This window comes from Arcobacter aquimarinus (genome assembly GCF_013177635.1).
In the GTDB taxonomy this organism is placed as follows: domain Bacteria; phylum Campylobacterota; class Campylobacteria; order Campylobacterales; family Arcobacteraceae; genus Aliarcobacter; species Aliarcobacter aquimarinus.
The window spans coordinates 1409470-1422528 of sequence record NZ_CP030944.1; the positions used below are offsets into that span (position 1 = coordinate 1409470).

Annotated in this window: 19 protein-coding genes; 5 read left to right on the forward strand and 14 right to left on the reverse strand. The window is 27.3% G+C overall.

The features are described 5' to 3' along the window. Positions 1 to 7 precede the first annotated feature (7 nt). From AAQM_RS07020 to AAQM_RS07040, 5 genes are read right to left on the reverse strand one after another with little or no spacing between them, the layout of a single operon-like run. A complete protein-coding gene (locus AAQM_RS07020) occupies positions 8 to 769 on the reverse strand; it encodes an NAD+ synthase (protein WP_129094587.1) in 762 nt (253 codons plus the stop codon). A 21-nt stretch (positions 770 to 790) separates the two neighbouring features. Then, complete coding sequence (locus AAQM_RS07025) at positions 791 to 1003, reverse strand: hypothetical protein (protein WP_129094588.1); 213 nt, start codon at positions 1001 to 1003, stop codon at positions 791 to 793. A gap of 2 nt (positions 1004 to 1005) precedes the next feature. After that, entirely contained in the window at positions 1006 to 1236 is a 231-nt protein-coding gene (locus tag AAQM_RS07030) for a (2Fe-2S)-binding protein (RefSeq protein ID WP_129094589.1), read from the reverse strand. Beyond that, positions 1229 to 1468 (reverse strand): (2Fe-2S)-binding protein, encoded by a 240-nt coding sequence (locus AAQM_RS07035; RefSeq protein ID WP_129094590.1) that lies wholly within the window; start codon positions 1466 to 1468, stop codon positions 1229 to 1231. Before AAQM_RS07035 ends, AAQM_RS07030 begins: the two co-directional genes overlap by 8 nt. Before the next feature lies 1 nt (position 1469). Beyond that, positions 1470 to 2225 (reverse strand): DnaJ domain-containing protein, encoded by a 756-nt coding sequence (locus AAQM_RS07040; RefSeq protein ID WP_129094591.1) that lies wholly within the window; start codon positions 2223 to 2225, stop codon positions 1470 to 1472. Positions 2226 to 2315: 90 nt separating this feature from the next. Here AAQM_RS07040 and tatB point away from each other — a divergent pair, with 90 nt between their 5' ends. The 4 genes from tatB to AAQM_RS07060 are packed head-to-tail and all read left to right on the forward strand — an operon-like array spanning position 2316 to position 5239. Continuing rightward, a complete protein-coding gene (gene tatB / locus AAQM_RS07045; RefSeq protein WP_129094592.1) occupies positions 2316 to 2729 on the forward strand; it encodes a Sec-independent protein translocase protein TatB in 414 nt (137 codons plus the stop codon). Next, a complete protein-coding gene (gene tatC, locus AAQM_RS07050; RefSeq protein WP_129094593.1) occupies positions 2729 to 3457 on the forward strand; it encodes a twin-arginine translocase subunit TatC in 729 nt (242 codons plus the stop codon). The genes tatB and tatC overlap by 1 nt, the downstream gene beginning before the upstream one ends. A 2-nt stretch (positions 3458 to 3459) precedes the next feature. Further along, positions 3460 to 4482, forward strand: coding sequence for a tRNA preQ1(34) S-adenosylmethionine ribosyltransferase-isomerase QueA (gene queA, locus AAQM_RS07055; RefSeq protein ID WP_129094594.1), 1023 nt, complete (start codon positions 3460 to 3462; stop codon positions 4480 to 4482). Between the two features lie 13 nt (positions 4483 to 4495). Further along, the gene (locus AAQM_RS07060; protein ID WP_129094595.1) at positions 4496 to 5239 is read left to right on the forward strand and encodes a 3'-5' exonuclease; all 744 of its coding nucleotides are present in this window, start codon (positions 4496 to 4498) and stop codon (positions 5237 to 5239) included. Here the strand turns inward: AAQM_RS07060 and AAQM_RS07065 are convergent. Continuing rightward, the gene (locus tag AAQM_RS07065; RefSeq protein ID WP_346726156.1) at positions 5228 to 6028 is read right to left on the reverse strand and encodes a ComEC/Rec2 family competence protein; all 801 of its coding nucleotides are present in this window, start codon (positions 6026 to 6028) and stop codon (positions 5228 to 5230) included. The two genes, AAQM_RS07060 and AAQM_RS07065, sit on opposite strands and share 12 nt — an antisense overlap. A 114-nt stretch (positions 6029 to 6142) precedes the next feature. Then, positions 6143 to 6790 (reverse strand): S24 family peptidase, encoded by a 648-nt coding sequence (locus AAQM_RS07070; RefSeq protein ID WP_129095018.1) that lies wholly within the window; start codon positions 6788 to 6790, stop codon positions 6143 to 6145. 63 nt (positions 6791 to 6853) lie between these two features. Between AAQM_RS07070 and AAQM_RS07075 the strand changes: the two genes are divergently transcribed. After that, positions 6854 to 7516, forward strand: a complete 663-nt coding sequence (locus tag AAQM_RS07075; protein WP_129095017.1) for a DUF4145 domain-containing protein — start codon at positions 6854 to 6856, stop codon at positions 7514 to 7516. Positions 7517 to 7543: 27 nt separating this feature from the next. Here AAQM_RS07075 and AAQM_RS07080 read toward each other — a convergent pair whose 3' ends face one another. From AAQM_RS07080 to AAQM_RS07110, 7 genes are all read right to left on the reverse strand, one after another. Next, on the reverse strand, positions 7544 to 8119 hold the full coding sequence (locus tag AAQM_RS07080; RefSeq protein ID WP_129095016.1) for a DUF6037 family protein: 576 nt from the start codon (positions 8117 to 8119) through the stop codon (positions 7544 to 7546). Positions 8120 to 8206: 87 nt separating this feature from the next. Continuing rightward, a complete protein-coding gene (locus AAQM_RS07085; RefSeq protein ID WP_129095015.1) occupies positions 8207 to 8989 on the reverse strand; it encodes a DNA adenine methylase in 783 nt (260 codons plus the stop codon). A 105-nt stretch (positions 8990 to 9094) separates the two neighbouring features. After that, on the reverse strand, positions 9095 to 10036 hold the full coding sequence (locus AAQM_RS07090) for a phage late control D family protein (RefSeq protein WP_129095014.1): 942 nt from the start codon (positions 10034 to 10036) through the stop codon (positions 9095 to 9097). Beyond that, entirely contained in the window at positions 10033 to 10239 is a 207-nt protein-coding gene (locus AAQM_RS07095) for a tail protein X (RefSeq protein ID WP_129095013.1), read from the reverse strand. Before AAQM_RS07095 ends, AAQM_RS07090 begins: the two co-directional genes overlap by 4 nt. Then, a complete protein-coding gene (locus tag AAQM_RS07100; protein ID WP_129095012.1) occupies positions 10236 to 10604 on the reverse strand; it encodes a phage tail protein in 369 nt (122 codons plus the stop codon). Before AAQM_RS07100 ends, AAQM_RS07095 begins: the two co-directional genes overlap by 4 nt. Further along, positions 10604 to 12619: a phage tail tape measure protein gene (locus AAQM_RS07105; protein WP_129095011.1), complete on the reverse strand. Its 2016-nt coding sequence runs from the start codon at positions 12617 to 12619 to the stop codon at positions 10604 to 10606. The genes AAQM_RS07100 and AAQM_RS07105 overlap by 1 nt, the downstream gene beginning before the upstream one ends. Positions 12620 to 12764: 145 nt before the next feature. Beyond that, complete coding sequence (locus AAQM_RS07110) at positions 12765 to 13058, reverse strand: phage tail assembly protein (RefSeq protein ID WP_129095010.1); 294 nt, start codon at positions 13056 to 13058, stop codon at positions 12765 to 12767. Position 13059: the final 1 nt, after the last annotated feature.

Below are 13059 nucleotides of genomic sequence, written 5' to 3' on the forward strand. Positions count from 1 at the left end.
TATTAATTTAACTCCATTTTATTTTTGCTATTGTTGGTAATTTACCTTTAAAAGCATTTGCTTTAACTCTATGGTTAATTTTATCTATAAACTCTTCTTCAAAGCCTAATTTTATTAACTCTTCTTTTGATTTATTTTCATCAATCATTAATTTCAATAAATCATCCATTTGTTTATATGTATGGCCAAGTTCTGCTTCATCACTTTGACCTTCCCATAAATCAGCACTTGGAGCTTTATTTAAAATTGCATCTGTAACGCCTAATATTTTTGCAAATTCAAACTCATCACTTTTATAAATTTCCCCTATTGGATTAATAGCACAAGCCGTATCTCCAAAAATAGTTCCATATCCTAAAAGTATCTCACTTTTATTTGAAGTTCCAACAACTAAAGATTTTTCTCTTGAAGATACATCATATAAAACAGCCATTCTCATTCTTGCAGAGAAGTTTCCAATTCTAAGCTTATCTTCATTCATATTTTTTATAAAACTACTAACCATTGGTTCTATTGAAATAATCTCATACTTAATATCAAACTTTTCACAAAGTTCAATAGCATCATCAATTGAACTTTGTGAAGAGAATTGTGAAGGCATTAAAACACAATTTAAATTTTCTTTAAATGCTTCTTGACATAAAACAGCAACAACAGCTGAATCTAAGCCACCAGATAAGCCAACAGTTACTTTATTAAGTCCTGCATTAGAAACTTCATTTTTTAAGAAAAATATTAAATCCTCCTTAATTTTTTTCCAATTTTTCACTCTTAATCCTTTATTAAGTAATTATATCTCATCTTTTTTTGTTTTTTGATAAATTTCATCTAAATAATTATTACTTATTTGTGAAATGTCATTTTTTCTTGTTTCTAATTTTTTTTGAATATCCAATAACTCTTCTTCATCAAAATACTCTAAATACTTTGGATTTATCTCTATAGTTTCTTCAGGATTTATTTTTATTAATTCTTTTATATTTTCTATTATTTGTTGTTTCATTTTTATTCTTTGTTAAATTTATTTAAAATTGTTTCTATATAAAGCTCCATTTTCTCTACACCAATATCACTTTGTGAATTTTTACAAGACTTACAACAAGTTCCTGCATCTGTAATATTTTCTATATCTTCTAAGGTTTTAGCACCTTTTTCTTTTATTGCATATATTATTTCACCTAAAGTTACATGTTTACAAGTACAAACTTCAAATGAATGTGGAAAACTTTTAGCCATTAATCATCTCTTTTTTTATTTCATTTAAAATATCTTTACAATAAATCTTTTTTTTCATTTTTCCAAAATCACCCTCAGGAAAAATACAAAACCTACACTCTGTTCCTGCTGTTGTTATATCTTGTATTTCACTAAGAGTTAAAGCATTTTTATTAATAATTGCATCTTTGATTTGATTTATTGTCACTTTTTTACAATTACAAACTTCATAAGATTTTTTAAACCCTAACAAATCATATACCTCTATCTTTTTTGATTATTTCATAAGCTTCATTTATCTCTTGAAGTTTTTGTGTTGCTTCATCAATAATACTTTGAGTTGCCCCCTGCCCCGAGATAATATCAGGATGATGTTTTTTTACTAAATTTCTATAATTTTTCTTTAGTGTTGCATCATCATCTGAAGGTTTTGACCCTAAAATATCATAAGCATTTTCTAAACTTAATGACTTATTCATAGCTTGTTGAGCATAAAAAGATTCAAAAGTTTTGATTAAATTATCAAAATCTTCCAATTTAACCTTTAAAGCATTTGAAATATCTTCAGTAATCATCTTTTCTGTATTTGAAAACTCTTTATCAATAAAGGCTAAATTCAAAAGATATTCCATAATTTTAACTCGTTTATTATAATCATGTTTTGTTAAACTGTATAATTTATTACAAATATCTATTAAATTATCAAAACTTTGCTTCTCTTTTTCATATAAAACTTTTAGTTTTTCTCTTATTTCTTCTTGATTTTCAAAGTGATTTGAAATATCAGTAAATGTATGTTTTAAAACTTCAGCTTCTAACTCACAAACTTTCCCATCTGCTTTTGAAACTTTCGCCATTAATGCAACTAAAAGTCCAGCTTCATGATGCATCAAATCACCTTGAAAAATCTCTTTTCTTTTCAAATTTATATTTTTAAATTCTTCAGTTTTATAATTTTTTCCTATTAGAAATAAAATTGCTATAACAACTATTAAAACTATAATTTCCATTTTTTCCCTTATGATTTGTTTTTAATTTTTGGTTGATTTTAACAAATTTTAGGTAAAATCTTTCCCTTTAAATAGATACGGGAGTTACAAATGTTTGGAATGGGCTTTATGGAAATTTTTTTAATTGCAATAGTTGCAATTATTGCATTAGGACCTGATAAACTACCTACAGCTATGGTTGAGATAGCAAAATTTATCAATAAATTTAAAAATGGACTTGCAGATGCAAAGACAACCTTGGATAATGAATTAAATATTTCAGAAATGAAAGCTGAAGCTAATAAATTTAAATCACAAATTGAAGAAACAAAAGCTTCTTTATCAATGGATTCAAAAGTAGATTTAGGATTAAATGATATTCTAAATGATGATATAAAATCATCTACAAATGAAAAAACAATTGAGAAAGAGCTTGTTGAAGAAAAAAAGAGTGAAAAAGTATCTTTCAAAAAAGAGGATAAATTCAAAGTAAAATTAGATGAAAAAAAAGAGGATAATGCTTAATGTTTGAAGATTTAAAACCACATATAGCAGATTTGAGAAAAAGATTAGTTATTTCAAGTTTAACTGTTATTGCTATGTTTTTTGTATGTTTTGCTTTTTATGAACCAATTCTTAGTTGGATGATGATTCCTGTTAAAACTATTTTGCCTGAAAATTCTCACATGGTTGCTGTTGAAATCCAAGAGACATTTTTCACAGCTTTAAAAGTTGCATTTTTTGGTGGTTTTGTTATATCTTTACCTGTTATATTTTGGCAATTATGGTTGTTTTTAGCACCTGGACTTTATGACCACGAAAAAAAGCTTGTAATTCCTTTCGTATTTTTTGCAACACTTATGTTCTTAATTGGGGCATCTTTTGCTTATTATATAGTTGTTCCTGTAGGATTCGAATTTTTAGTAAATTTTGGTTCTGCCGTTGTTACAGTATTACCAAGTATTGGTAAGTATGTTGGGTTTTTCACAAAACTTTTAATTGGTTTTGGAATTGCTTTTGAGTTACCAGTTATAACATTTTTCCTTGCAAAAATAGGACTTGTTGATGATAGAATGTTAAAAAACTTTTTTAGATATGCAATAATTCTTATTTTTATTCTTTCAGCACTTTTAACTCCTCCAGATGTTATTAGTCAATTATTAATGGCTGCACCATTAACTTTACTTTATGGTATTTCTATTTACATAGCAAAAGTATTTAATCCAGCTCCAAAAGAAGAAGAGGAAGAGTAAAATTGCTAGATCCATTAAAAACTTCAAGTTATGACTATGATTTACCAAAAGAATTAATTGCAACCCATCCAGTAAGTCCAGCTGATTCCGCTAGGCTTTTGGTCTATGATAGAAAAACAAACAAAATCACTCATTCAACTTTTAAAAATCTTATGGATTTTTTACCTGATGATTTATCTATATTTTTAAATGACACAAAAGTTATAAAAGCTAGAATTTTTGGTACAAAAGAAACTGGTGGAAAAATAGAATTATTACTTAATAAACCATTATTTATGGATAGATATTTAGTAATGATCGGTGGAAAAGTAAAAGTAGGAACAAAACTATTTTTTGATGAGAATTTAACAGCTTTAGTTTTAGAAATCAATGAAGATGGTAGTCGTGTAGTGGAGTTTTTTCAAAATGATAAAAAACTTGATTTTTTAGAAGTTGTGGAAATTTTAAATAAAATAGGTCATCTTCCTCTTCCTCCTTATATGAATAGAGCTGATGAAAAAAAAGATGAACAAGATTACCAAACTTTATTTGCTAAAAATTATGGAGCAGTAGCAGCTCCTACAGCATCACTACATTTTACACCTGAACTTCTAGAAAAGATAAATAATAAATATAATGTAAATTATCTAACACTTCATGTGGGAGCTGGAACTTTTAAACCAGTTGATGCTGAAGATATTTTAAATCATCCAATGCATAGTGAATATTTTGAAATAGGAATAGATGCAAAAAAAGCTTTAGATAATGCCTCAAAAGTTTTAGCTGTTGGAACTACAGTAACAAGAACAGTTGAGTATTATGTAAGAACAAACAAAATACAAGGTGAATGTGATTTGTTTTTAAATCCAGCAAATAAACCTATAAAAGTTGATTGCTTACTTACAAACTTTCACTTACCAAAATCTACACTTATAATGTTAATAGCATCATTTGTGGGATTAGAAAAAACACTTGAAATTTACCACGAAGCCATAAAAGAAAAATATAGATTTTACTCTTATGGTGATGGTATGTTGATACTTTAAAAGGAGATTTATTATGGCATATTACGTTTTATTTGATACAGAAACAACAGGAAATCAAGAAGAAGATAAAATTATTCAATTTGGTGCAATGATTGTTGATCAAAAAGGAAAAATTGAAGCTTTTGATGAGTTGTGTTCAACTGATATTGATATAAAACTTGAAGCTATGGAAGTTCATAATATTACTCCTAATTTATTACTTGGAAAACCAAAGGCAACCCAAACAAATTTTTATAAAAGATTAGAAGAGTTAAATTCAAATGAAAACTATTTAATTGCTCATAATATCTCTTTTGATTTAGGAATGATAAAAAAAGAGGGATTTATAAACCAATATCAAATAATTGATACTTTGAGATGTGCAAAACATTTATTTCCAGAACTTCCTTATCATAGACTTCAATATATAAGATATGCTCTTGAACTTTACAAAGTTGAAGAAATAGAAGCAGCAAAACATAATATAACCATAAAAGCTCATGATGCAATCGGTGATGTGCTTGTAATGAAACTATTTTTAACAAAACTTGTAGGTAAATGTAGAGAAATTTATCCTGATTATAATCCAATAGAAAAACTTGTAGATTTAACAAAAACTCCTGTATTTATCAAAACTTTTAGATTTGGAAAATATAAAGGGAAAGATATTGAAGAAGTAGCTACTTTAGACAGTAACTATCTTAATTGGATGAGAACATCTATGAATGATTTAGACGAAGATATGAAATATACATTAGATAAGGTTTTAAAATCTTAAATATAAAAACAGATTAAATAAAATCATCAAAACATTCAAAATATAAAAACCCTTTTTATAAAATATTGATAAAAAAGAAAAAATTATAAAAATAATAAAAAAATAAAAGGGTGTTTTTACTTCATAAACATACATTTTGTACTCTAAAAAATATCTAATATACTCATCAAAATATATTGCAAAATCAAAAATATGAGCAACTATTTCAAATGGATAAAAAATTGTAAAAAATATAGTAATTATTATTGACAAAAATTGCACATAAGAAGTTGCTGGAAAATAAAAATGTACTATTGGATTAAAAATCAAAAACATCCAACTATTAAAAAAAATAAGATGAAATATTTTATTCTTGAAAGTAAAATATTTAATATACAAAAAGATATAAAAAACAGCCATTATTGAAAACCAAAAACCCAATGAAAATAAATATTTAGGGAAAAGTGCTATAACAATTAAAAAAGTAAAAAACAGAGTTTCGAAAGAAAATATTTTTATATTTGAACGTAAAAGAAAAATTCCTAAACAAAACATCACAAATGCCCTTAATAAAGAAGGAACTATTCCTGTTAAAAGTAAATAAAAGAAAAGTAAAAATATAGTAATAATCAATAAATCATATTTTTTATTGCGATATGGAAAATATTTTTGATGAAAAAAAGAGTATGGATAATAAAAAATCCAATAAATAATAAAAGATAAAACAACTAAATGAAAACCACTTAGAGCTATTAAGTGATTAATTCCATAGTTTGTACAAATATCTCTTAACTCTTTTGAAATAGGAATTGCTAAAAAAAGTGTTAAAACGCATTAGAAATGTTAATATTTTGCTTATGAAATGTATGTGTCTAAAGAAAACAGTACTTTTTAGGCTTTTTTACTTACATTTCACAAGCAAAATTAAATCTTATTAATTACTCCTTTTACTCTACCTATTACAACTAATTCATCTACTTTTACATTTATATCTTTATAATCACAATTAAAGCTTTTTAGAGTGAATGAATTATCTTGATAAATAATTTGTTTGATAAATAGTTCACCATTCACATTAACTACAAATATATCTTTATTGTTTATATCTTTATTTGAAGTATCAACAAAGATTAAACTATCTTCATGAATAAAAGGATACATACTATCACCATGAGCTTTTATTAGTTCTGTATATTTATAGTTACTATTTATGTAATCTAATACTTGAGTATCAATAATAAGTGGTTTTTGATCTAAGTGATAGTTTATAGTTCCAAGACCAGCTGAGCCTGTTACATTATTGTAATACTTTAAGATAATGTAGTTAGATGTATTTTCAATAAGGCTCTCTGGAAGTTGATTAAAGAAGAACCAATTAATAGATATATTTCTTTTAGCTAGAAATTGCATTATATCCAAATATGGAATTCTATTATATTGTTTTGCTTTTCTAAACACATCATAGTTTATATTTAAAGCTTGAGCTATATCTTTATTAAATACTTTTTTATTATCAAGTTCTTTGGAAAGAATATCTTTTAATTTTTCTAGAATTTCGTTATAGTTTTGCATAAAAAATTATACCTACATTTCACAAGCGAAAAATGAAATGTAAATAAAACACAAAGGGTTTACATGAAAAACAAAATATCTTTAAGATTTGAAGATTTACTACAAGAAATTAATACAATAGAATCTTCAAAAATAAAAAAAGAAAATAGCTATTTTGGAAGCTATATAGAAATTAACAATGAATTACATAAAAAATGGGAATTAAATTTAAAGAATTTAATACTACTATTAAACTCTAATCCCGATAGTATGTATTATTCAGAACTGGTTAAAATTTCCGAATTAAAAAGTCATGAAGACCATGCGGATATCTTTGATAGACAAAAAGCATTATTTTTAGCTTTAAAAGATGATTATGAAAAGGGACTTTTATCTTCTATAAAATCTTTAATAGAAGCAGATGTTTTTGATACAGAGCTTGAACAAGCTAAAGAATTACTATCTAATAAATATAAGTTAGCTGCTGCTGTAATTGCTGGAGTAGTTTTAGAAACGGCTCTTAGAAGCTTATGTGATAAAGAAAAAATACCACATGGAAAACTTACAAAAATGAATGATGATTTAACAAAAGCTGGTGTTTATAATAAGTTCCAACAAAAAAGCATTACTGCATTAGCAGATATTAGAAATAGTGCTGCTCATGGTAAAGATATTGAATTTACCCATGAAAATGTTGAAAATATGATAAGAGATATTGAAAGTTTTTTAGCTACGTATTTAAACTAACTAAGAATTTCTTAGTTAGTTTAAATATTAATTGTGTGAATTATTCTGTTCATAATCTAATTTAAAATCATTCATAACTGCCATTGTTCTATCGGTAGGATAAGGGAAATATACTGGAGTTACCCCTGTATTTTGACAAAATCTCAAAACTTCATATCCTAATAATTCAATAGTTTTACCAGTTTGTCGATCAGATATATTACCTTTTCTCCAATGGTTAAAATAAATCCTATCTTCAAAATTTGAAACAGCAAAACCAGAAACAGCTCTATATTTAGTAGTTGTTACTTCTGAGATATTAACATCAGGAAGACTATTATTTAATACTTCATAAAAATGAGTAGGATCCCAACGTCCGTGATTTCTACATTGTGCTAATGCATTTAATGCTTCTTTATGATTAATATAAGTATTTGCATATGTACCGTTTAAGGAACATGTAAAACCAATATTTCTATCAACTATAGCAAATAAAAATTTTCTCATTGCTTTTGAATACACACACTCAATATTACACTCTCCATATCGAATAGTAAAAAAAGCAATTAAGACACTTTGTTTATCCATTTTAAATTCTAAAATTGGTATATTTGTAAAATTCATCTTATCTCCTTAAAAAATATAGTAAAGTATATCATCAATAAAAATAACATTTATTAAATATTACTTAAAAGATAGCATTTATTCTTGCTAATAATTAGTTATAAACACCTCATTTACACTCTTTTTCTTACCATGCATATTTGCTCCAAGAGTGTATCTTATCTCTTTTGTAGATCTAATATTAAAACCTTTATATAGCTCTCGAACTATTACACTATCATTATAAGAAAGTAGAAATTTACCTTTAATTTTTGATAGTAAATCTGCTAACTCTTCATGTTCCGCTATTCCAAATCCTCCTGTATTTTTATAGTAGCTTTCAGTTGATACATAAGGTGGATCTACATAAAAGAATGCATCATCTTTATCATATAAAGGTATGAGTTTATTAAAGCTCATATTCTCTATAGTTACACCTTTTAATCTTTCACTTATTAGTTTAAAATTTCTATAAATATTTTTAGGTTTTCGTCCTGACTTTGCAGCCATAGCAAAGTTATCACCTTTAGAGCCAAAGCTTTGAGTTAATTGGTAAAAATAAAAGGCTGCTTTTTCAATATTATTTCTACCTCTTAAATGTTTTGATTTAATATCATTAAATATCTCTCTTGAGATAAGTAAATCATTTAAATAAATACTCAAGCTTTGTGGATTATTTCTTATGGCTCTGTGAAGATTTACAAGTTCACTATTTATATCATTAAACACTTCAAGTTTACTTGGTTCTTTTTGATAAAGAACACTTCCAGCTCCTCCAAAAACTTCTATATAAGTTTTATGATCTTGTGGAATTAGATCAATAATATCACGAGCAAGTTGAGTTTTGCCACCTACCCAACCAAATGGGGCTTTTAGTTTAGTTCTTTGCATAATTATCCTTTGTGAAAAAACATCACTTTTTTAAAGCTAATGTTCTTTTTTTTGTAAAATTTTTATGCAGCTATCAGGGGTGGTGGCTGTGGTTTATTGTGAGATTTAGTTTTCTATTTCTATTGATACTCTCCAACCAGAGATTGTATCTATATCATGATTAACACTTTTAATATGATACTCTCCATCATCTTCTACTGTTCCAGATAGATTTAAAACTCCACCTGCATAACATACAAATCCAGCACAAGATATATTTCCAACTTTAGTTTGACTTGAAGCTTTTTGAAGAGCTGCAGTTGCTTTTGCTTTTGCATCTGCTTCATTTTGATATGAGCCTCTTATATGTTTAACTGGCTCACCATCACCAACTGTTACACTTTTTTGAATATTCTCTTTTGTGTCATGCCAAGAGGCTACACAAGAGTTATATTTTTCTTTATTTGTATTTTCTATATCATACGAGCTAATATCTTTTATATTTAAACTATATCTAGGAAGTCCTTCTGATTTTTTATCACCTTTTACTTTTTGCTTAAAGATTAAAGTATTATTTTTGATTGCAAATAAAGCGTTATATTCACTTGCTAACCTTTTTAAAAAATGTAAATCAGATTCGTTTGATTGTTCGATATGTATCACATATAAGTCATCATAATCACACTCTACTTTTAACTCTAATTTTTTAGCTATTTGAGTAACTACTTGCTTTATACTTAGGTTTTCAAAGCTTTTATTTCTTTTTACTTTTGCTCCACTTGAAAAGTCAACTGCAGTTGCACTTATCTCTATTTTGCTTCCATTACTTGTACTAATTTTAGAATTTTGAACAGCAAAAGTACCACAAAACATCATGGCATTTTCATTACCTATCCAAAGTTTTATCTCATCACCAAACTTTGGTCTTCTAAAACTTCCTTCAACACTTAGCCTTATATCATCACTACTTGTCCCATCTTCATCGTGGAAGCTTATTTTTGAAGCATTTTGATTTATAGTATCTGTTATATCTTTTCCATTTACAACAACTTTAAATCTAGGTTTCACCAAAGACCTCCTACTTCACTATATTCATCTTTTTTATCTTCTAGCTCTTCAAGTTCAGGAAGTTCTATAACATCACCTAAGTCTAAAAAAACTTTAGTGATACTGTTTAATTCTAAAACTTTTTGAAAATGCTCTAACGAGCCATAATGAGCATACACTATTTCATCTAATCTTTTATTTTCTTGTGTAACAGTTAGTATCATTTGTACCATCTTTCGAGTTCCACACTAAAACCTTGCTCTATATATTCGCCTGTTTTTATAAACCTGCTCATATCTTTTCTAAGATTTTTTATTACAACTAGTACAGGTTGAGTGTTTGTAAGGCTTAAAAGAACTGGTTCTTGAAGCTCTCCAATCTTTTCTAACTTATCAAAAGTATAAATAGATTTCATAACTAAAGTACCAGATAATGTAAAACTAGTTTTTGGTTTAGTTGCTGCTTGATGGTATGAATAATTTGCTATTCTATCTGAGCTAATCCACCCAAAATCTATCTGCTTTGAGAGTTGATTAAACTCTGATTTATTCATTTTAAAATCAAAATCACCTAGCATACCTAAAATCATCAGTCTATATCCTCATACTGTTTATTTTTATTTTTTTGTTCTACTTTTTTCATTTCTTTTTCTATATCAAATCCATCAGATGGATTATTAACTGTTATATTATAAATTGGCGTGTTGTTTATAGTTTTTGTACCTGTTGTTTCATTTACTTTTGGAATAGTTGGTAAAGAACTTGGTTCTGTAGCTTCATCTTTTTTGCCATAAATTGATAAATAATATTTATATTTTTCTTCATCAAAATTTTCTTTTTCTGATTTATCTTTATCTTCTTTTTCTTTTGCGTTAGCAATTTCCTTTGCTTTTTGTTGCTTTGCATCTATCTCTTTAAAAGCTTTTAGTTCCTCTTTAGTTACCATTCCAAAAATATTACCTAGTTCCATTAGCATAGGTTTAGCCCATGCAAACTTTTCTTTTAACCCTTCCCAAAAATCATTTAGTGCTTTTGTTGGATTATCCCAAAGAGCACTCATAAATTTACTAATTGGCTCCCAATACTCATATACAAATCCAGCACCTATAAGTAAAAGACCTATTCCTGTTGCTCCCATAAAAGCTCTAACTCCTATTTTTGCAAAATTTAAAGCAGCTGTTAATAGTAATAAACCTTTTCTAGCAATCAACAATCCACTTAATGCAAAACTTCCCATAAAGCCTAAAGTAGAAAATGCAATACCTAAACCTATAACCCCAAATGTTGCACCAAACACAACTTTAGTAAGAACTGGATATTTAGTAGTGGCATCTGCTAAACTATTAGTCCCACTTCTTAGTGGAGTAAGAATAGAATTTAAAGCTGGTAATAAAACACTTCCAATATTTATACCAATCTCAGCAATACCATTTTTAAAAAGTGTCATACTATTTGCTGTTGTTTTACTTCTAACATCAAACTCTCTTGTCATACTTCCCGCATACTTAGTCTTATCAGATAAATGTTCTATTGCATCTGTATAATTATGTAATCCTACTGTTAAAAGTGCTACATCATCAGCATACTCTTGTCCGAACATATCACTTAAAAGTCCTAGCTTTTCATCATCAGCTACATCTTTTATTCTTGTTAAAAAATCAACTATTGCACCTTGGGCATTATTTGAAATATTTTCCTTTAACTCTTCACTACTTAGTCCTATTTGATTTAGTGCATTTTGAAATTTTTCACCTTGTTTATCTGCTGTTCCAAGTTTTTGTAAAATAGCATTTATAGCAGTTCCTGCAACTTCAGCAGGTTTTCCCATAGCTAAAAATGCACTTGCTAAACTTGCTGTTTGTTCTGCACTTATTCCAAAAACTTTTGAAGTTCCACCTACTCTTGATAAAACATCTACTAAATCTTTTGCTTTACTAGCACTCTTGTCTGATAAGTGATTTAAGGCATCTCCTAAACTTGAAATACCATCTAAACTTAAACCAAAAATATTCATAAGTGTGGCACTTGACTCACCAGCTTCTTTTGTGCTCATATCGAAAGCTGTACTCATTTTTGCAGTAGTTTTAGTAAAATCAAGCAACTTATCTTTTGTGATACCTAACTGTCCACCAGCTGCAACTATTTCAGCTAAGCCTGTTGCATTTATAGGAATAGATCTAGTCATTTTTAAAATAGATTGTTCAAAAGCTTTTGCTTCATCAGATGAATCAAAATTAACCACTTTATTTACATCAGCCATGCTAGATTCAAAATCTATTGCTAGTTTCATAGGAACTGCAACTGTAGTACCAAAAGCCACTTTATCCATAATAGAACTTTTAAAATTGTTTCTATAATCTTTTAAAGCTCCTAATTGAAGATTTGCTTTATCCATCTTAGACTGAATAGATGAAAACTTTTCTAAATCTTTTGTTGTATTTTGTATTTGAGAAGATGCCTTCTTAAAAGTATCTGTAATCCCTAGCTTTATTTTTCCTAGAGTTGATAATTTAGGATTTAGTTCATCTATAGATTTAGTAGTATCTTTAAAAGCACCAAAACCTTTAAAAACAGCTCCTATTTCTATACCTAAACCTATTTTCATTTATCAACCTTTGGAATATAATTTTTACTGTCTTCTATAAAAAACATAAACTCGCTAACTTTCAACTTCATAATATCTTTAAAACTAAAGTGATAAATATATCCTATAAGCCCAGCACCTTGTAGGATATATTCTTTAGTCAAGCCTAAGACAAAAAAGGCTTAACTAATTCTCTCAATCTCATATAAATATGAGTTGGTATTTCATCCATCTCTTCGATAGTAAAACCACTTTTATTTGCTATTAATACAACTGTTTGTTCAAAATCATCATTTATGTGAGCAACTGCTTTTAAATCTTTTAAATTTGGTTCTTTTATTACAATTTCCGTTATCTCCTTACCACCAACAACCAATGGAGTAGAAAACTCCAATTTTTTATCACCAAGATAGGCAACAACTTTTTTCTTATCTTTTTGCGTTTCAATATTATTTTTCATA

Bases quoted from the DNA above. Each gene is read 5' to 3' on its own strand.
- AAQM_RS07025 (WP_129094588.1), bottom strand. From the start codon at position 1,003: ATGAAACAACAAATAATAGAAAATATAAAAGAATTAATAAAAATAAAT.
- AAQM_RS07030 (WP_129094589.1), bottom strand. From the start codon at position 1,236: ATGGCTAAAAGTTTTCCACATTCATTTGAAGTTTGTACTTGTAAACAT.
- AAQM_RS07040 (WP_129094591.1), bottom strand. From the start codon at position 2,225: ATGGAAATTATAGTTTTAATAGTTGTTATAGCAATTTTATTTCTAATA.
- tatB (WP_129094592.1), top strand. From the start codon at position 2,316: ATGTTTGGAATGGGCTTTATGGAAATTTTTTTAATTGCAATAGTTGCA.
- tatC (WP_129094593.1), top strand. From the start codon at position 2,729: ATGTTTGAAGATTTAAAACCACATATAGCAGATTTGAGAAAAAGATTA.
- AAQM_RS07060 (WP_129094595.1), top strand. From the start codon at position 4,496: ATGGCATATTACGTTTTATTTGATACAGAAACAACAGGAAATCAAGAA.
- AAQM_RS07070 (WP_129095018.1), bottom strand. From the start codon at position 6,790: ATGCAAAACTATAACGAAATTCTAGAAAAATTAAAAGATATTCTTTCC.
- AAQM_RS07075 (WP_129095017.1), top strand. From the start codon at position 6,854: ATGAAAAACAAAATATCTTTAAGATTTGAAGATTTACTACAAGAAATT.
- AAQM_RS07080 (WP_129095016.1), bottom strand. From the start codon at position 8,119: ATGAATTTTACAAATATACCAATTTTAGAATTTAAAATGGATAAACAA.
- AAQM_RS07085 (WP_129095015.1), bottom strand. From the start codon at position 8,989: ATGCAAAGAACTAAACTAAAAGCCCCATTTGGTTGGGTAGGTGGCAAA.
- AAQM_RS07095 (WP_129095013.1), bottom strand. From the start codon at position 10,239: ATGATACTAACTGTTACACAAGAAAATAAAAGATTAGATGAAATAGTG.
- AAQM_RS07100 (WP_129095012.1), bottom strand. From the start codon at position 10,604: ATGATTTTAGGTATGCTAGGTGATTTTGATTTTAAAATGAATAAATCA.
- AAQM_RS07105 (WP_129095011.1), bottom strand. From the start codon at position 12,619: ATGAAAATAGGTTTAGGTATAGAAATAGGAGCTGTTTTTAAAGGTTTT.
- AAQM_RS07110 (WP_129095010.1), bottom strand. From the start codon at position 13,058: ATGAAAAATAATATTGAAACGCAAAAAGATAAGAAAAAAGTTGTTGCC.